The organism is Mesorhizobium sp. M0317 (genome assembly GCF_040321555.1).
Taxonomy (GTDB): domain Bacteria; phylum Pseudomonadota; class Alphaproteobacteria; order Rhizobiales; family Rhizobiaceae; genus Mesorhizobium.
The window spans coordinates 89,528-108,284 of sequence record NZ_JAMYRV010000015.1 but is presented as its reverse complement, the minus strand read 5'-3'; the positions used below and the strand labels follow the sequence as shown (position 1 = coordinate 108,284).

The following is an 18,757-nucleotide window of genomic DNA, read 5'->3' as shown; positions in this document are numbered from 1 at the left end:
CGCCCCCCCCCCGCGCCCCCCCCCCCCCCCCGACCCTCCCCACAAGGGGGAGGGTAAAGAAGCCCGCATCGCGGTCGATGAAGTCCGCGCCACGCTTGACGTGCCGCTAGGTCCCGAGATCGGCCAGTGCTGCGGCGGGCGCGTCGAAGTCTTGATCCGTATCGTCGATGCCGCGCTTGCTGCCGAGCTGATCGCGGCCGCAGAAGCCGAGGAAGCCCACCTGCCGCATGTCTATATCTTCGGCGGCGGCCATGTCGGCCAGGCGCTGGCCTCGACCGTTGCACTTCTTCCCGTGCGTGGTGTCGTCATCGAGACGCGGGCCGAAGCGCTGGAAGGCATGTCGGAAACCGTCGAGACGCTGCTGACGCCGATGCCCGAGGCCGAGGTGCGAAACGCCCCCGCCGGCACCGCCTTCGCCATCCTCACCCACGACCATGCGCTGGATTTCCTCATCGTCGCCGAGGCGCTGAAGCGCGACGACGCGGCCTATGTCGGCATGATCGGCTCGAAAACCAAGAGAGCGACGTTCAGGAACTGGTTCCTGAAATCGGCGGATGGCACGGAGGCTGAGTTGGCCCGCCTCGTCTCCCCGATCGGCGGCGACGCCGTCAGGGACAAGCGCCCGCCGGTGATCGCGGCGCTCGCGGCAGCCGAGATCATGACGGCACTGGTCGTTCACAACACCGCGCCGAATGCCGACCATCAAGTCCAGCATAAGATGATGGCCGGCTAAGCTTCGGCGCGGCTAAGCAGGCCGCTTCAGGCCGAGATGATCTCGCAAGGTGCTGCCTTCGTATTCCCGACGGAACAGTCCGCGCCGCTGCAGTTCCGGCACCACCAGCGTGGCAAAGGCATCGAGCTCGCCGGGGAAGTATGACGGCATGACGTTGAAGCCGTCCGCGCCGCCGCCCTCGAACCGCGCCTGCAATTCGTCAGCGATCTGCGCCGGCGTGCCGACGATACGCCAATGGCCACGTGCGCCGGCGAAATGGCGCGCAAGCTGGCGGATCGACAGGCCGTCGCGGCGCGATTGTTCGATGACCAGCGCCTGGCGGCTTTTCATTCCCTCGGTCTCCGGCAGCTCGGGCATCGGTCCGTCGATCGGATAGCTCCCGAGATCGGAGATGCTGAGATAGCTGGACAGTAGCGCCACGCCGACATCGTCGGGGATCAGCGCCTGGAATTCCTCCTGTTTCTCCCGCGCTTCGGCCTCGGTGTCTGCCACCACCGGGGAGACGCCGGGCATGATCTTGATGTCGTCGGGTTCCCGCCCATAGGCAGCCATACGGCCCTTGAGGTTGTCGTAAAAGCCCTTGGCTTCCTCGAGGGTCTGCGCCGCCGTGAACACGACGTCGGCGGTGCGGGCGGCAAGGTCGCGGCCGACATCCGAGGCGCCGGCCTGCACCATCACCGGCGCGCCCTGCGGCGAGCGCGGCAGGTCGAGCGGGTCGCGCACCGAAAAGCTCTGGCCGTTGTGATCGTGAAAGCCACTGCCTTGCCAAAGTCCTGATACCACCTCGGCGAATTCGCGCGCCCGCTCGTAGCGGTCGGCATGCGGTTTCAGGCCCGTCGCGCCGAAATTGGCGGCTTCGATGGGGCTGGCCGACGTCACCAGGTTCCAGCCAGTCCGGCCACCACTCAGATGATCGAGCGACAGAAAGGTGCGCGCCAGGCCGTAGGGCTCGTTGTAGCTGGTCGACGCCGTCGAAACGAGGCCGATGCGGCTGGTCTGCACGGCGAGCGCGGACAGCAGGCTGATCGGCTCGAAGCCGATCGAGCGTGAGGTCTGGCTGGCGATGCCGACATTGGCTTCGCGCAGACCGGCGGCGTCCTCGCAGAACACCATGTCGAACTTCGCCGCTTCCGCCGTGCGCGCCAGCTGGATGTAATGATCGATGTCGATGCCTGCCGTGACATGCGCCTTGGGGTGACGCCAGGCGGCGATGTGGTGGCCCGTCGCCCACAGGAAGGCGCCAAGCTTCATCTGGCGGGTCATTGCGCTCCTCCGGCAAGTCTGAGATGAGAGCGCAAGGTGGTGCCGGGATAATCCGGGCGGACGAGGCCGCGGCGCTGCAATTCCGGCAGCACGCGGCCGATGAAACCGTCAATCGCCGCAGGCGGTATTGCGATGTTGAACCCGTCGCAGCTTTGCGAGCTGAACCATGTTTCGAGCGCGTTGGCAGCGACATCTGCGCCAACGTTCAGCAGCAGCTTGACCGCACCCGGATCGCGTCCGCAGGCCACAACGCGGCGCTTGAGATCGTCATGGCGCGCCTTGGGGTCCTTTGTGGGTCTGTCCAGCAGGACGACATCGGCAGTGCGGGCGGCCATATCCAGGTCGGCCTCGGACAGGCCGGACAGCACCAGCACCGGCGTATCCTGCGGCGAGCGCGCGACGTTCAGCGGCCCGCGCACGGAGAAAAATTCGCCCTTGTGGTCGAGCAGGTGCATTTTTTCGGGATCGTGGAAGCGGCCGCCGATCTTGTCGAACAGCAGCGCGTCGGCATCCCAGCCCTGCCACAGGCGCTGAACGATGCCGATGTATTCCTGCGTGCGGCGGCGGAACACATCGTCGGAAAATCCATCCGGCCGGCTGAAATTGGCGGCTTCCCGTGGCGCCTGCGCCATGGTCGCGTGCCAGCCGGCGCGGCCATGGCTGATGATGTCGAGCGAAGCAAGACGGCGCGCCAGATTGTACGGCTGGTGAGCCACCGTCGAGGCTGCAGCGACAAGGCCGATCCGACTTGTCACCGTCGCCAGCGCCGCCAGCAAGGTCGTCGCTTCGAAAGAACTCGACCCGGCGCTGTTCGGCGCGGAATCATCGAGGACAATCATGTCCAGCCCCGCCGCTTCCGCTTGCTTGGCAAAACCGGCCAGGTCGCTGAACCCGAGCGGCTGCCCGGAAGTAATGTTGAGCGAAACGGCAAGATGCATTGTGGCTTGCTGGTCAGTCGGCATGGGACCATCGATCATAGGGCGGCGTATGCGAACCTAAGGTCACCTGCTTGTAAGACAACCCTGGCGACTGGGCCAACAGCCCCTCACTTGCCGGCCAGCAAATCCTTGATCAGCCGCTGGCAACGCTCGGCCATGAAGTCGAGCAACAGCCGCACCTTTGGATCCTGCAGCTTCTTGTGCGGATAGACGGCGGCGAACTGCACCGGCGTTGGCGGCGTGCTGGCCAGGATGACCTGCAGCCGCCGGTCGCGGATGAAAGGTTCCACTTCGAAGCGCGGCTTGTTGATGATGCCGCGGCCCGACAGCGCCCAGCCGGTCAGCACATCGCCATCGTCGGTGTCGTAGGGGCCGTGCACCTCGAATTTCTGCGGGCCGGACGGCGTCTGCAGCGTCCAGACATATTCGCGCGCCCCGGAATAGCGCAGCATCAGGCAGTCGTGCTTCTTGCCGATCAGCTCCTGTGGCTCCACCGGCTCGCCGCGCGCTTCGAGATATTTCGGTGCCGCCACCAGCACGCGTTCACATTCCATGATGCCGCGCATCCGCAGGCTGGAATCCTCGATGATGCCGAGCTTGAAGGCGACGTCGATGCCTTCCTTCATGATGTCGATATTGTGGTCGGAGAGCCTCAGCCGCACCTCGATATCGGGGTATTTGTCGTGGAAATCCGGAATACCCGACGCCACCAGCCGCCGTCCAAGGCCGAGCGGGGCGGTCACCTTGATGGTGCCGCGCGGCTGGCCGGAAAGAGCCGAGACCGCGGCTTCCGCCTCGGTGATCGCCTCCAGCACCTGCTTGGCGCCGGAGTAGAACACCGTGCCATGCTCCGTCGGCATCAATTGCCGTGTGGTGCGGTTGAACAGCCGCACGCCGAGGTGTTTTTCCAGCTCCTTGATGCGGTTGGAGGCGACCGCCGGCGAAATGCGCATGTCGCGGCCCGCCGCCGAGAGATTACCAAGCTCGACGACGCGGACGAAGACGGCGATGTTGTCGAGATAGGCCATTCGTGGCTCTTTATGTGGCGGCGTACGTGGTCAGCCTAGTATTTTCCATCTTTTTTTGAAAGTCATCGTACACCTCGCCTCTTTTCGTTTGCGCCCCACACCGTAAAGTCAGCCGATCGGCAGGGACGATTTCACATGATGGATTTCGCGATTTTCTGGGACTGGCTGAGTTTCGCCGTGCGCTGGCTGCACGTCGTCACCGGCATCGCCTGGATCGGCTCGTCCTTCTATTTCGTCGCGCTCGACCTTGGCCTGCGCCAGCGCCCCGGCATGCCGGTCGGCGCATTCGGCGAGGAATGGCAGGTGCATGGCGGCGGCTTCTACCACGTCCAGAAATATCTGGTGGCGCCGGCCGAAATGCCGGAACACCTGACCTGGTTCAAGTGGGAATCCTACGCCACCTGGCTGTCCGGCTTCGCCATCCTGTGCGTGGTCTACTATGCCGGCGCCGACCTGTTCCTGATCGACCCCAATGTGCTGTCCATGTCGGTTCCCGTGGGCATCCTGCTGTCGATGGCGACGATCGGCGTCGGCTGGGTTGTCTACGATCTGCTCTGCCGGTCGCGGCTCGGCAAAAGTGACACCGGACTGATGCTGGTGCTCTATGGCGTGCTGGTGTTCATCGCCTGGGGGCTGACGCATCTGTTCACCGGCCGCGCCGCTTTCCTGCATCTCGGCGCCATCACCGCCACTATCATGTCGGCCAATGTCTTCATGGTGATTATTCCAAACCAGAAGATCGTCGTCGCCGACCTGATTGCCGGCCGCAAGCCCGACCCGAAATACGGCAAGATCGCCAAGCAGCGCTCGCTGCACAACAACTACCTGACGCTGCCCGTGCTGTTCCTGATGCTGTCGAACCACTATCCGCTGGCGTTTGCGACCGAGTTCAACTGGGTCATCGCCTCGCTGGTGTTCATCATCGGCGTCTTGATCCGGCACTATTTCAACACCGTGCATAAGCGTGCCGGCAACCCCCACTGGACCTGGATGGCGGCTGCGGTGCTGTTCGTCATCATCATGTGGCTGTCGACAGCGCCGAAAATACTGACCGGCGAGCCCAAGGCATCCGCCGCGGCCGAAGTCTATATCGCCTCGTCGCATTTCCCGGCGGTGCGCGACACTGTGCTTGGCCGCTGCTCGATGTGCCATACGGCCGAGCCGGTCTATGAAGGCATCTACCATGCGCCGAAGGGCGTGATGCTCGACACCGACGCCGGCATTGCCGAGCATGCGCGTGAAATCTATTTGCAGGCCGGGCGCAGCCACGCCATGCCGCCCGCCAACGTCACCCAGATCAGCGACAAGGAACGGGCGCTGCTGGTCGCCTGGTTCGAAGGCGCAGGGAAATAGGGATGACCTCCACACTTCTGCGCGGCCGCACCCTAAGTTTTTTGCGCTGGCCCGAAGCCATCGACGACCATGCCGCCTGGCGCTATGAGGAGGATGGCGGCCTGCTGATCCGCGACGGCCGGATCGTTTCCGTAGGCAGCTACACGGAAGTCGAAAAGCAAGCGGGCGACGGTGCGAAAAAGATCGATCATCAGCCGCATCTGCTGCTGCCCGGCTTCATCGATGCGCATGCGCATTTTCCGCAGATGCAGGTCATTGCCTCCTACGGCGCCGAACTGCTCGACTGGCTGAACACCTACACCTTTCCCGAAGAGACCAAATTCGCCAACGCTCAGCATGGCCGCCGCATCGCCCGGCTGTTCCTGGACGAGATGGTGCGCCACGGCACGACGACGGTCGCCGCCTACTGCTCGGTGCACAAGGCGTCTGCCGAAGCGTTCTTTGCCGAATCGCATGCGCGCGGCATGCTCAACATTGCCGGCAAGGTGATGATGGACCGCAATGCGCCGGCAGGCGTGCTCGACACGCCGCAATCCGGCTATGACGATACGAAGGCGCTGATTGCGGAATGGCACGGCAAGGGCCGCCAGCTTTATGCGATCACGCCGCGCTTCGCCATCACCTCCTCGCCCGAGCAGCTGGAGATGGCCGGCACGCTCTGCCGCGAAAACCCCGACCTGCACATGCAGACGCATCTGTCGGAAAACCACGCCGAAATCGCCTTCACGCAAAAACTCTATCCGCAGGCGCGCGACTACACCGATGTCTACGAGCAGTATGGCCTGCTGGGGCCAAAGAGCCTGTTCGGCCACTGCATCCATCTCTCGGAACGCGAGGCCGATGCGCTGTCGGACAGCGGCTCGGTGGCGGTGTTCTGCCCGACCTCGAACCTGTTCCTCGGCTCCGGCCTGTTCGATTACCAGCGCTTTCGGCGCCGCGACAAGCCGCTCAGGATCGCTGCCGCCACCGATGTCGGCGGCGGCACCAACTATTCGATGCTGCGCACCATGGACGAGGGCTACAAGGTGATTGCGCTGAATGGCGAAAAGCTGAACCCGTTCCAGTCCTTCTGGCAGATAACGCGTGGCAATGCCGAGGCGCTGTCTGTGGCGGACAAGGTCGGCACGCTGGATGAAGGCACCGACGCGGATATCACCGTGCTCGACGCCCGCGCCACACCGGCGATGCGGCTGAGGATGGAGACTGTGGAGACGCTGGCGGAGGAGCTGTTCCTGCTGCAGACGCTGGGCGACGACCGCGCGGTGCGCGAGGTCTATGTCGCGGGGCGGCCGGCCAAGAGTGATATGATCGCCGGTTAGGACCCATCATCCGCGCGGGACAAGATGATGATTGCGCCTGGTTGCCAAGTGGTTCCCCCACTCCGTCGCCGCTTCGCGGCGCCACCTATCCCCCTCCGAGGGTGAGGAAGGGAGCCTTTGCTTCGGAGGACGGGCGCCGGTTCGGACAGCTTGGCGCCCTTCCTCTACCCCGTCGATCGGGGTCGATCGGGGGAGAGGTGTCGAGAGAAGCTCGACGGAGTGGGGGGCGACCCTGGCGGGGCAAGACCACCACCGCGACGAGACCTTGACCGGGCGGAGCTTGTCGTACACACGATTTGTAACGATTTCGGAGAACAAAAATGGCCGCCGCGGACGACATCGCTCTGATCCAGAAACAGGAAGAGATGCTGGTCTTCCCGGCCTTCGACGAGGCTGTCGCTTTCAAGGTTGGCTGGGCGATCCGCGAGCGGGCGCTGGCCGAAAAGCTGCCCATCATCATCGACATCAGGCTGTGGGATCGCCCGCTGTTCTATGCCGCGCTGCCGGGTTCGAACGCCTCCAACCCCGACTGGGCTCGACGCAAGATCAATGTGGTGAAGCGCTATCTCAAAAGCACTTATCGCCTGGTGCTTGAGCAGCAGCGTCCGGACCGCACCTTCAAGGTCGGCGAGGGGCTGGATATTGCTGATTACGTACTAGCCGGCGGCGGGTTTCCGGTGACTGTAAAGGGCGTCGGCGTCATCGGCGTCATCGCCGTCTCCGGCCTGCCGGAACGCCAGGATCATGGCGTCGTCGTCGATGCACTGTGCGATCATCTCGGCGTCGATCGGACACAATTGGCGCTGCCGCCGGAAGATAAATCGTGACGCTACCGCTGCCCCTCATCCGCCTGCCGGCACCCTCTCCCCGTATAGTGACGGGGAGAAGAGAAGCACCCCAACGCCGGCGAACCCCTCTCCCCGTCTCTATACGGGGAGAGGGTAAGGGTGAGGGGCGGCGCCGGCTTTTCGGAAGCTCGCAAACCGCGGATGGCGGCCAATTATGACCGTGCTCGACCCAAAATCCTTTCTCATCTCGATCTTCGATGCCGCCGTTGCCGCTGCCGATCCTGAACGGACCATCCGGGATCATCTGCCGGCCAGGCCGAAGGGGCGGACCATTGTCATTGGCGCCGGCAAGGGATCGGCGCAGATGGCGGCGGCATTCGAGAAGGTGTGGGATGGCCCGATCGAAGGGCTGGTCGTCACCCGCTACGGCTATGGCGCCAGATGCGAGCGCATCGAAATCATCGAGGCGGCACATCCGGTACCGGACGCTGCCGGTCTTGAGGCGTCGCGGCGCCTGCTCGAAAAGGTGCAAGGGCTGACTGCGGACGACTTGGTAGTGGCGCTGATATCGGGCGGAGGATCGGCGCTGCTGCCGTCGCCTGCCCCCGGCCTGACGCTCGCCTACGAAATCGCCGTCAACGAGGCGCTGCTTGCCTCCGGCGCGCCGATTGCGGCGATGAACACAATCCGCAAGCATCTCTCGACCATCAAGGGCGGCCGGCTGGCAGCTGCCGCCTGGCCGGCCAAACTGGTATCACTGGTTGTCTCTGACATTCCCGGCGACAACCCGGCCCTGGTGGCCTCCGGCCCGACCGTGCCCGACTCCGGCAACCGCGCCGATGCGCTGGCCTCGATAGCGGCCTACGGCATGAAACTGCCCGACGCCGTCATGGCGCACATCAACTCGCCAGAGGCCGATGCGCCAGATCCGGATGACCAGCGCTTTTCACGCAATGAAGTGCACCTGATCGCCTCGGCTGGCGTGTCGCTGGAAGCGGCAGCCGCTGAGGCAAAACGGCAGGGCATCGAAGCCGTCATCCTCTCCGATTCCATCGAGGGCGAGGCGCGCGAGGTCGGTGGCGTGCATGCAGCCATTGCGCGCGAAGTGGCGACGCGCAACCGGCCGTTCAAAAAGCCGGTGCTGATCCTGTCCGGCGGCGAGACGACCGTGACCTTGCGGGCCCCTGTTGACGGAAAAAGGGGCAAGGGCGGCCGCAACTCCGAATTCCTGCTCGCCTTTGCCATCGGTATCAGCGGCGCGGAAGGTATTCATGCATTGGCCGCCGATACCGACGGCATCGATGGCTCTGAAGACAATGCCGGCGCCTTTGCCGATGGCTCAACTGTCTCGCGCATGCGTGCCGCCGGCATCGACGCCAAGGCGATGCTGGCCGGCAACAATGCCTGGACGGCGTTCAACGCGATCGGCGATCTGTTCGTGCCAGGGCCGACGGGTACGAATGTGAATGATCTGAGGGCAATCCTAATCAGTTAATTCGGCCGTGGCGGCCGAAGTTTCCAACGTTGGATTCACGACCGTAGGTGATTGGCTGAAGCCACTCAGCTTCGTCATCCCTGGGCGAAGCAGGAGCGAAGCTCCGTCGCGAAGCCCCGGGTCCATTCCGTGATGTTAGCCGTCGAGCGCAGCGGAGCAGAATTCTGCACCGTAGCAGCGTCCAAACGTCGCGGCATGAATCCTCGGGTCTGCGCTGCGTCGCTTCACTCCTTGCTCCGCCCGCGGATGACGATGTCGCTGAGGCTTTCGCTCATCTCACGACCCCATCAGCCGCTTCACCTCTCTCATATCCCTGAGAAACCGCTCGCGCTCTGCCTCCTTGTCCGCGGGCTCATGAATACGCAGAATAAAGGAGGGGTGGATGGTGATGAACACGCGCAAGCCATCCTCGCGTTCGATCAACTGGCCGCGCATTTTCGTCACGGCAATGGCCTTGCCCAGCAGCGACAACGCCGCCGTTGCCCCAAGCGCCACGGCGAGGTCCGGCTTGATCAGCTCAAGCTCCCGGCCGATCCACCAGCGGCAGGCCTGGACTTCGCCGGTATTTGGCTTCGAGTGGATGCGGCGCTTGCCGCGCGGCTCGAACTTGAAGTGCTTGACGGCGTTGGTGACGTAGACTTTTTGCCGGTCGACGCCTGCGTCATCGAGAATCGCATCGAACACTTTGCCCGCTGGCCCGACAAAAGGTTTGCCGGCGAGATCTTCCTGATCGCCAGGTTGTTCGCCGACGAAGACCACTTTGGCGTCATCCGGCCCCTCGCCGAACACGGTCTGTGTCGCGTCGCGCCAGAGCGGGCAGCGACGACAACCCTTTGCAGCCTCGCGCAAATCGGAAATCGTCTTGGCATCGTCTTCATCCGGCGCCTCGGCCGGCCCGGGCTTCGGCCAATGTCTTGCCTGCAGCTTGGCGTGGTGCGGCGCCGGCGTTGTCGGCAGTCTGGCAATCATATCCCTGGCGGCCTCGTCCGCTCCTGCGATCAGATCTGGAATGAGCGAGGCCTCGGGAAGGTTCCGCCAATATTTCTTCGGCATCTCCTTCTGCATCGCCGTCACCTTGAGCCGCGCCGGGTTGAAGATGTTTTCGAAATAGGTCAGCCACAACGCCTCGGTGTCGTCCTGATCGGGTGCATCGCCCTTGGCCGCACCCGGCCCGATCGCCAGCCTTTCGCCGTTCCAGTCGGCGGAGGCATAGGGCGTCAGGATGGTCCAGCGCATGCCGGTGAACCGCCGGACGAAGAAATCCGCGTTGCGCTCGACAATGAAATGCTCCGGCTCGAACCAGGCGACGTAGCGCTCGTTCTCGCCGTCGCCGATCTTCCGGAAGCGTACGAAGGCATGCATCTTATGGCTGTCGCGCCGCACCGCCTTTTCCATGGCTTCGAGCCGCCTGGTGTCGGGATCGGATGCGATCGCCAGCAGTTTCGGCTCGGTGCGCAGGCGCCAAAGCATCCGGTAGAGAAAGGCAAACCGGCCGGGTCGGAGTGGCAGAAGGCGGTTTCTGCATGGGCGATGAACTCGCGCGGGACGGTAAGCTGCGCGCCCTCTGGCACCGCCGGCAAGGCATCTTGAGGATCATTGGCGTCGGACCCGACACCCCAACTAATATCCTCAGGCCGGACCTCATTCAGCGCCAGACGCCGTGCCGCATCGCGCCAACCGGCGAAATCGGTCTGGCTCGCTAGCCGGACGGTGTATCGGGCAAGGTCGAGCTGGGCCGGCTGCATGGTCAAAACAGCGACAGTTGTTCGCAGGACTTTACGATCGTATCGCGCAGGCCTGTCTTGTCGGTGAGTCCGCCCGGCGACCAGCCTTCGGCGATGATGAAGGGCCTCAGCTTGGCGATCGAATGGCAGATCCGTCCGACATCTTCCAGCCGCATACGTCGGTGGCGGCGGGTTTCAAGGATCTTCGCGACCACCTTGGTGCCGACCCGGAACCCGCAGCAGCGCTTCCCGATCGGCGCGGTTGATGTCGACGGGAAACCTCGCCCGATTGCGCAAAGCCCAGGCGAGCTTGGGGTCAATGGCGAGATCGAGCATGCCGTCGCTGCTGCCGGCGAGGATTTCCGGCTGCGAAAAGCCGTAGAAACGCATCAGCCAGTCGGCCTGATAGAGCCGGTGCTCGCGCATCAGCGGCGGTTTTTGCAGCGGCAGCGACGATGACGAATCCGGGATTGGGCTGAAGGCGGAATAATAGACGCGCCGCAGGTGATAGCTGCCATAGAGCCGCGCGCTGGTGTGCAAAATGCCGTCGTCGGATGTTTTGTCGGCGCCGACAATCATCTGCGTCGACTGACCTCCGGGCGCAAAGCGTTCGCGCTTCTTGGTCCTCAGCGTCGGCTCGGCTTTTTCCTCCATCTTCCGGCGCAGGTTCGCCATGGAAAGCCGGATCGTTTCCGGCTTCTTCTCCGGCGCCAGTTTCTTGACGCCCTCATCGGTCGGCAGTTCGACGTTGATAGACAGCCGATCGGCGTAGAGCCCGGCCTGCTCGACCAGTTCGGCCGAGCTTTCCGGAATGGTCTTCAGATGAATATAGCCGGAGAATTTTTCGTCCAGCCGCAGCCGCCGCGCCACTTCCACCATTTCGGCCATGGTCTCGTCGGGCGAACGGATGACGCCGGAGGACAGGAACAGGCCTTCGATGTAGTTGCGCCGATAAAAGTCCATGGTCAGCTTCACCACCTCGTCGATGCTAAAGCGGGCGCGGCGCACATTCGATGACGAGCGGTTGATGCAGTAGCTGCAATCGTAAATGCAGAAATTGGTGAGCAGGATTTTCAGGAGCGAAATGCAGCGGCCATCCGGCGCGTAGGAATGGCAGATGCCCATGCCTTCTGTGGAGCCGATACCGCCGGATTGGAGCGAATCCTTCTTCGCCGAGCCGGACGAAGCACAGTCATATTTGGCGGCGTCAGACAGGATTGCCAGCTTTTCACGGACGGTGGGCGCGCTCATCCGTTCATGATATGTTCTTGAAGGCTGCAGCGCCACCTCATTTGATGCAGGCGGCGAAAAAGTGATCGCCGCCCGCCGTCAGGACAATCAGAGACCGTTTCGAAATTCGCTCTGGCGAGTCATATGGTGGTGGTTTCGAGAACCGAAGCGCAGCGGACATTTGGTCCGTGAGCATCGGAAGCGCAGAAACCACCATCGATGGCCGCCGGAGTAGAATTTCGAAACGGTCTCTCAGACCTCGTGCAGGTAGAGGTGGTAGTCCAGCTCGCTCACCGTACGGGCGACGCGCAGATACTCCGACTGCTTGATCGCCACGAAGGTGCGATGCAGATCCTCGCCAAGCGCCTCTTTCAGGAAGCTCGATGCCCGCGCCGCCTCGATCGCAGCGCGCCAGTCGACCGGCATGGTCGTGCGCGTGATGGCGGCTTCATAGCCATTCCCAGTGGTTTCGGGGCCGGGGTCGAGGCCTTCGTCCAGACCCTTGATGATGCCGGCCAGAACGGTCGCTGCGATCAGGTAGGGATTGGCGTCGACGCCCGACGGCCGGTGCTCGATGCGCCGGTTCTTGGCGTCGCCCGCCGGGATGCGCAGCGCAACCGAACGATTGTTGACGCCCCAGGTCGGCGCCACCGGCGCATAGGACTGCGAGACGAAGCGCCGCCAGGAATTGGCGTGCGGCGCAAACACCAGCATCGATTCGGCCATGGTCTGGATCAGCCCGCCGAGCCCCTGCAGCAGCGGCAGCGACCAGCTTTCGCCGCCAGCCTCGGCAAAAACGTTGCGGCCGTTCTTGTCCTGCAACGAAACATGGAAATGCATGCCGGAGCCGGCGTATTTTTCGATCGGCTTGGCCATGAAGCAGGCGGTGACACCATGGCGGCGCGCCTGCGCCCGCACCAGCCGCTTCAACATGACGAGGTCGTCGGCCGCCCGCATGACATCCTTGCGGTAATTCAGCGTCAGCTCGTACTGGCCGGGCGCGTATTCGGAAATCACCGTTTCGGCCGGAATGCCTTGCGCCTTGGCCGCGGCATAGATGTCGGAAAACAGCGGCTCCATGCCGTGCAGATGGTCGACGGAATAGACTTCCGTCTTGGCCGAGCGGCGGCCGTCGAGCACGGCGTCCGCCGGTTTCACCTTGCCATCGGCATCGCGCTCATTGGCCAGCAGGAAAAATTCGAGTTCGAAGGCGCCGGCGGGATAGAGACCCTTGGCGGCCAATATGTCGACCTGCCTGGCCAGCGCCAAGCGCGGGTCCGACGACATTGGCTGTCCCTCGAGATGGTACATCGCCATCAGCAGCTGGCCGCGCGGCGGGTTGGTGCCGTAAAGCGGCACCAGGGTGCCGGGGATGGGCCAGGCCCTGAGGTCGCCATCGCCTGTCGTCCAGATCAGCCCGGTTTCGTGAACATCCTCGCCGGTGATGTCGAGGCCGAGGATAGAGATCGGCATGTGGCGGCCGCCCTCGAAAATGCTTTTCAGCTCATGCCGGCGCACGATCTTGCCGCGGCCGACCCCGTTGGCGTCGGTCAAGACGATATCGAAGGCTTCGATTTCCGGATGAGCATCGAGAAAGGCTTGCGCCTCGGCGGGCGTCGAGCCCGAAGGTGAAGTCATGATTACTCTACTCAAGGTTGGCTTTGGCGCCTGTTTGTTGATCGACCGCTTGTTGGCTGCTTGTCTCATGCCGTCAGCCTTGCCGCAACCGTGGCGAAGGCGGTGATCAGCCGGTTGACCTGGGCGCCGGTGGTGGCCGGCGAGATCAGCATCATGTTGTGGAAAGGCGCGATCAGCACGCCTTGGTTGACCAGCGCGACATGGATAGCCGCCTCAAGCTCCGGCGCATGCGCAGTCTCGGCTTCGGCGCCGTTCCTGAGCGGGCCGGGTGCGCAGATGAACTCGACGCGGGCGCCGACGCGGGCGACATGCCAGGGCAGATTGTAGCGATCGATGACGCCGGTCAGCCCTGCATCGAGCCGCAGGGCCAGGCGATCCGCCCGGGCATAATTCTCCTGCGTCATCACCTCTTCGAGCGTTGCGCGCATGGCTGCGAACTGCAGCGGGTTCGCCGACAGCGTCGTGCCCATGCCGGAATAGCCCGGCTCCTTGGTTCGATTGTAGTCGGCATAGCGCGAGGCGACCTCGTCGCTCATGCCCCACACGCTTGCCGGCACGCCGCCGGCGATCGGCTTGCCCAGCACGAACAGGTCGGGCTGCAGTCCGAATTTCCTGGTGTAGCCGCCGGGTCCAGTCGAAATGGTGTGCGTCTCGTCGATCAGAAGCAGCGTTCCTGCCGCGCGCGTCAGTTTGCGCAACGCGTCGTGAAAACCCGGATCGGGCAGCACCATGCAGGAATTTGTCAGCACCGGCTCAGCAATGACGCAGGCGACATCCGTGTCCTTGAGCGCTGCTTGCAGCGCGGCGACATCGTTGAACTCGATGACCTTCGCCATCTTGGTCAGGTCGCGAAACTCACCCGCCAGCCCCGGCCGATTCACGGGATTGCCGTCGACCATCCGGACCATCGTCTCGTCGACCGAGCCGTGATAGCAGCCGTTGAAGACCAGGATCTTTTCGCGGCCGGTGACGGCGCGGGCGACGCGCAGCGCGAAGCGGTTGGCGTCGGTGGCGGTGGTGGCGATCTGCCAGAACGGCAGACCGAAACGCTCTTGCAGCAGCGGCCCGATGGCCAGAGCATCTTCCGAAGGCAGCATATAGGTCAGGCCGCGCCGGGCCTGGCGGCGGATGGCGCGCGCCACCGGCGGCGGCGAATGGCCGAACATCGAGCCGGTGTCACCGAGGCAGAAATCGTCGAGCCGGTTGCCGTCGATATCCGTGATGGTGGCGCCCTTGGCGCTGTCGACCAGGATCGGGAATGGCGTCGGCCAGTCGTTCATCCAGTGCATCGGCACGCCGCCGAAGAAGCCTGGCAGGCCGTTACCGACCTTGGCCTGCGATTTCGGCCGCGCCTTGCGGAAGGTGTTCGCCTCGCTATCGCGCAATGCAGCGATGCGGTCACGGCTGATACCGCCGATGGACGCCTTTGAACTGTTCGTGCTGTGCATGAAATCCCTCTCGGCCGGCACACTACCCAATTGGCGACGGCAACCGCAATTGGCCGTGTTGGTGCGCTGCATTGGGTCAGCAGCAAGTTCGGCAGACTTGACCTTCCGGCGCAGTCGGGCGCCAATGCGATCGGGTCTGTGGTTTGGGGAGAAAAATGCGGACGATCATCTGCGCTATTGCGCTACTCTTGTCGGCCGCTGCGGCTTCCGCATCGGGCGGCGTCTGGTGTTCCGTCGATGACAAAGCGGTGCAATTCGAGGTCGGCGCCGGGGTCACCAGAGGTATGGGCGGCCCGACCTTCAATTTTCGCGGCGATCTCGAGATACTTGGCCGGCCGGAAGGCGACAGTCTGCGCAAGACCGTCTTCGAGGATTCCGACCTCACCCAGTACTGGCTGGACGACAAGGAGTTGCGGCTGAACGTCTACCACGAGCATCAGCTCGGAGATAAATTCAACTCTGTCGAACTGACGATCCTGACCAAGACCAGTGACGAGGGCGTCTATGACGGCCGGTACACGCTTGCCGTCTACGACAACGCCGCCGACACGGAACAGGACGGCAAGCCGAAAGAATTGACCGGCAAGGTGTCGTGCGGAGCCGAATAGGTCACGCCGAGATATCGATGACGCCGCAGTCGCCGGCGGCACTGCCGAAGGCGACCCGGCGCTCTTCCTTATCCCACATCATCGCGGTGATGGCGCCCTTGCCCGGGCGGCGCAACAGCACCTCTTTGGCATCGGTAAAGCGCACCGCCATGACCATGCCGTCATCATAGCCGACGGCGACGACATCCTGGCTCGGATGGCAGGCAACCGATGTCACCATGGCGTTGCCGCGCGTGCCGAGCTCCAGCGGCGCCTTGCCCATCGGGCCGTCCTTGCCCGAAAACGGCCAGACGATCGCCGCCGGCGCGCCGGAACTCGCCAGCCATTTGCCCTTCACGCTCCACGACAGGCTCTTGACCTTGCCGGGATAGCCGGTCATGCGCATGTGCTTGCCGTCGGCGAGCTTCCAGCCATGCAGCGCGTTTTCCTGCATGGTGGTGACGAGGAAGGCGCCATCCGGCGAGAAGGTGACGCCGGTATGGGCACCGGCCCATTCCAGCTCCACCGGCTTGCCCTCGGCGGCCGGGAAATGCAGCGTCGCGCCATTGTAGCGGGCGACGCCGAAGCGTATGCCCTTGGGGGAGAAGGCCAGCCCCTCGACCGAACGCGGATGGGCAAACTCTTTGGTCTTGCCGTCGGCAAAGCGCACGAACGCAGTCTTGCCTGTGGCATAGGCGATAGCGCCTTGCGGCCCGGCGGCGACGCTGGTGATCCACTTCTTGCCGGCGCTGGCGAGTTCGCTGACATTGCCGCCGGCGGCAACGGCAAAAATCTTGCCGTCCTCGCCGCCGGTGATCAGGCGGTCGTTGGCGGCGTCATGGAACGTGGAGAGCAGGCCGTCATTGGCCTGAATTGTCTTGTGGCCGTTGTCGAGCCTATGAACTGTCCCATCGGCCAGCGCAAAATGCGGCACGTTGTCGAGGAAGACGGCGGCAAGGCAGTGACCTTCCAGGTCGAGGGGAGCAACTGTGGGCATCAGGACCATTCCAATGAAGCTGTCACCACTCCCGGGAAGCCATTGAGGCGGCCAGGCCTGGCGTCAACCTTCCCCTTTGTGGGAGAAGGTGGATCGGCGCGCAGCGCCGAGACGGATGAGGGGTGTTGGACGGATCGCCGTCGGTGCCGAGCTGGAGCACCCCTCATCCGACCTCGCTTCGCGAGGCCACCTACTCCCACAAGGGGAGAAGGAAGAGCGGGCAGCGCTAGCGCCATAGAGTCCGGAAATCAAGCCGCCTGGCAGGCGTCAAAGCTCTTCTTCAGCCGTTCGGCGTCAAGCTCGCGGCCGATGAACACCAGCCGGCTCTCATGCTTTTCGCCGTCTTTCCAGGCGCGCTGGTGGTCGCCTTCGATGATCATGTGCACGCCCTGGATGACATAGCGCTCGTCGTCGCCCTCGAGCGCGATGATGCCTTTCAGCCGCAGGATGTTGGGACCTTCCATCTGAGTGATCTTCTCGATCCACGGGAAGAATTTCTTCGGGTCCATCTCGCCGCCGCGCAGCGACACCGACTGCACGGTCACGTCATGGATGTCGGAGGGATGCGCGTGATCGTGATGATGATGGTCGTTATCATGGTCGTGGTGATCGTGGTCGTGATCATGGTGGTCGTGATCATGATCGTGCGCCTCGAGAAAATGCGGATCGTTTTCCAATGCGCGCGACAGGTCGAAGGCGCCGCGGTCGAGCACTTCCGACAGCGCCACGCCGGCGCGCGTGGTGCGGTGGATCCTGGCCGCCGGGTTGATGGCGCGGATGGTGGCTTCGACCTTGGCCAGCTCTTCGGGCGTCACCAGATCGGTCTTGTTCAGCACGACAACATCGGCGAAGGCGATCTGGTCCTCGGCTTCCTTGGAATCCTTCAACCTGAGCGGCAGGTGCTTGGCGTCGACCAGGGCCACGACAGCGTCGAGTTTGGTCTTGGAGCGCACGTCGTCGTCCATGAAGAAGGTCTGCGCCACCGGCACAGGATCGGCGAGGCCGGTGGTCTCGACGACGATGGCGTCGAAGCGGCCGGGACGGCGCATCAGGCCTTCGACGACGCGGATCAGGTCGCCGCGCACCGTGCAGCAGACGCAGCCATTGTTCATTTCGTAGATTTCCTCGTCGGATTCCACGATCAAATCATTGTCGATGCCGATCTCGCCGAATTCATTGACGATGACGGCATAACGCTTGCCATGGTTTTCCGACAGGATGCGGTTGAGCAGCGTCGTCTTGCCGGCGCCGAGATAGCCGGTGAGAACGGTCACGGGGATTTGCGTCTGTGCTTCGCTCATATCTTGCCTCGAAATGGCTGGGCCACGGAATTGCGGGCCGCAAGAAGGGATTGTTGGCCTGATATAGGATGTGTGCCGGCCTTTTGCACGAGGCAAACCGCCTGGGTGTTTGACCCAGGATTGACGAAGCGGATGGGTAGACCCGAGAGGCCGAGTGCGAGGGATGCCGACCATCAACGTGTCGCCGGAAACGCCTCTTCGTTGACCTGTGCTGAGCCGCGCCGCGTCAAACCGTTGCAATCGCCTTGGCGGAAACTCGTTTGTCATCTAACTGAAATAAACATCTGGCATCACCATTTCGAGCACCACAAATGCTTGCCGGCAAAGCTGTTTCGAAAGCCGGAATCTTTTGGATCGTCGATTGCCAACCGGCCGGCTGCGTCTATGCTGCACGCACCGGTACGGCCGAAGAGGGATCACCATGGCCAAGGCGGACAAGACTGCAACGATGAGCCGGCTGCATTCGGCGGCAAGGCTGGCAAGGACCGCGCTGGCGGCGCGGCTTCTGGCGCACGGCTTCTATGCCGGCCAGGACCAGATCATGCTGACGCTCGACCGCGAGGACGGCCAGACGCCCGGCAATCTCGCCGGCCGCCTCGGCGTGCGCCCGCCGACCATCACCAAGACCATCAACCGGCTGCAGGCCCAGGGCTTTTTGGAAAAGCGCGCCTCTTCCGCGGATGCACGCCAGGCGCATATCTTTCTCACCGACACCGGCCGCGAGATCATCCACGCCATCGAGAAGTCGGTGAAGAAGACCGAAAAGCAGGCCTTGAAGGGCCTCGACAAGAAAGAACAGAAGACGCTGTTCAAGCTGCTCGCCCGCATCGAGGCCAATTTGTCGAACGAGGAGCTGGTGCTCGTCGACGACGACGCCGACATCGACGACTGACCGGCACGGCGGCCGCGTGTCTT

General features: G+C 63.5%; 14 protein-coding genes and 2 pseudogenes. 7 read left to right on the top strand and 9 right to left on the bottom strand.

Annotation, left to right across the window (positions count from 1 at the left end):
- Positions 1 to 733: xanthine dehydrogenase accessory protein XdhC (gene xdhC / locus NKI88_RS13720; protein ID WP_352655619.1), on the top strand; the 733-nt coding region annotated here is incomplete at its 5' end.
- Positions 734 to 745: 12 nt separating this feature from the next.
- Here the strand turns inward: xdhC and NKI88_RS13715 are convergent.
- The 3 genes from NKI88_RS13715 to NKI88_RS13705 form a co-directional block, all read right to left on the bottom strand.
- Positions 746 to 1,996: an LLM class flavin-dependent oxidoreductase gene (locus NKI88_RS13715; RefSeq protein WP_023831268.1), complete on the bottom strand. Its 1,251-nt coding sequence runs from the start codon at positions 1,994 to 1,996 to the stop codon at positions 746 to 748.
- Positions 1,993 to 2,934 carry an LLM class flavin-dependent oxidoreductase gene (locus NKI88_RS13710; RefSeq protein ID WP_023695955.1) on the bottom strand — a complete coding sequence of 314 codons (942 nt, stop codon included), beginning with the start codon at positions 2,932 to 2,934 and terminating at the stop codon, positions 1,993 to 1,995. Before NKI88_RS13710 ends, NKI88_RS13715 begins: the two co-directional genes overlap by 4 nt.
- A gap of 107 nt (positions 2,935 to 3,041) precedes the next feature.
- A complete protein-coding gene (locus tag NKI88_RS13705) occupies positions 3,042 to 3,962 on the bottom strand; it encodes a LysR family transcriptional regulator (protein WP_023671373.1) in 921 nt (306 codons plus the stop codon).
- A 135-nt stretch (positions 3,963 to 4,097) separates the two neighbouring features.
- Here NKI88_RS13705 and NKI88_RS13700 point away from each other — a divergent pair, with 135 nt between their 5' ends.
- The 4 genes from NKI88_RS13700 (at position 4,098) to NKI88_RS13685 (ending at position 8,917) form a co-directional block, all read left to right on the top strand.
- The gene (locus tag NKI88_RS13700; RefSeq protein ID WP_352655617.1) at positions 4,098 to 5,315 is read left to right on the top strand and encodes a urate hydroxylase PuuD; all 1,218 of its coding nucleotides are present in this window, start codon (positions 4,098 to 4,100) and stop codon (positions 5,313 to 5,315) included.
- A gap of 2 nt (positions 5,316 to 5,317) precedes the next feature.
- Positions 5,318 to 6,634, top strand: a complete 1,317-nt coding sequence (gene guaD / locus NKI88_RS13695; protein ID WP_352655615.1) for a guanine deaminase — start codon at positions 5,318 to 5,320, stop codon at positions 6,632 to 6,634.
- A gap of 320 nt (positions 6,635 to 6,954) precedes the next feature.
- Positions 6,955 to 7,461 carry a heme-degrading domain-containing protein gene (locus NKI88_RS13690; protein WP_352536349.1) on the top strand — a complete coding sequence of 169 codons (507 nt, stop codon included), beginning with the start codon at positions 6,955 to 6,957 and terminating at the stop codon, positions 7,459 to 7,461.
- A 175-nt stretch (positions 7,462 to 7,636) separates the two neighbouring features.
- Entirely contained in the window at positions 7,637 to 8,917 is a 1,281-nt protein-coding gene (locus NKI88_RS13685; RefSeq protein ID WP_352655613.1) for a glycerate kinase type-2 family protein, read from the top strand.
- Between the two features lie 276 nt (positions 8,918 to 9,193).
- Here NKI88_RS13685 and NKI88_RS13680 read toward each other — a convergent pair.
- From NKI88_RS13680 to NKI88_RS13665, 4 genes and pseudogenes are all read right to left on the bottom strand, one after another.
- A pseudogene (locus NKI88_RS13680) lies at positions 9,194 to 10,662 on the bottom strand (UdgX family uracil-DNA binding protein).
- A gap of 2 nt (positions 10,663 to 10,664) precedes the next feature.
- Positions 10,665 to 11,892: pseudogene (locus tag NKI88_RS13675) on the bottom strand (putative DNA modification/repair radical SAM protein).
- Positions 11,893 to 12,123: 231 nt separating this feature from the next.
- The gene (locus NKI88_RS13670; RefSeq protein ID WP_023695949.1) at positions 12,124 to 13,509 is read right to left on the bottom strand and encodes a glutamine synthetase family protein; all 1,386 of its coding nucleotides are present in this window, start codon (positions 13,507 to 13,509) and stop codon (positions 12,124 to 12,126) included.
- Between the two features lie 65 nt (positions 13,510 to 13,574).
- Complete coding sequence (locus NKI88_RS13665) at positions 13,575 to 14,957, bottom strand: aspartate aminotransferase family protein (protein ID WP_352655610.1); 1,383 nt, start codon at positions 14,955 to 14,957, stop codon at positions 13,575 to 13,577.
- A 155-nt stretch (positions 14,958 to 15,112) separates the two neighbouring features.
- On the opposite strand from NKI88_RS13665, the gene NKI88_RS13660 reads away from it, so the two are divergent.
- Positions 15,113 to 15,565, top strand: coding sequence for a hypothetical protein (locus NKI88_RS13660; protein ID WP_023683507.1), 453 nt, complete (start codon positions 15,113 to 15,115; stop codon positions 15,563 to 15,565).
- Position 15,566: 1 nt separating this feature from the next.
- On the opposite strand, the gene NKI88_RS13655 is transcribed toward NKI88_RS13660, so the two are convergent.
- Both NKI88_RS13655 and NKI88_RS13650 read right to left on the bottom strand, forming a co-directional pair.
- Positions 15,567 to 16,541 (bottom strand): WD40 repeat domain-containing protein, encoded by a 975-nt coding sequence (locus tag NKI88_RS13655; protein WP_023732625.1) that lies wholly within the window; start codon positions 16,539 to 16,541, stop codon positions 15,567 to 15,569.
- A gap of 248 nt (positions 16,542 to 16,789) precedes the next feature.
- Positions 16,790 to 17,842 (bottom strand): CobW family GTP-binding protein, encoded by a 1,053-nt coding sequence (locus tag NKI88_RS13650; RefSeq protein WP_352655608.1) that lies wholly within the window; start codon positions 17,840 to 17,842, stop codon positions 16,790 to 16,792.
- Between the two features lie 421 nt (positions 17,843 to 18,263).
- On the opposite strand from NKI88_RS13650, the gene NKI88_RS13645 reads away from it, so the two are divergent.
- Positions 18,264 to 18,734 (top strand): MarR family winged helix-turn-helix transcriptional regulator, encoded by a 471-nt coding sequence (locus NKI88_RS13645; RefSeq protein ID WP_023694717.1) that lies wholly within the window; start codon positions 18,264 to 18,266, stop codon positions 18,732 to 18,734.
- The last annotated feature ends 23 nt before the right edge of the window (positions 18,735 to 18,757 follow it).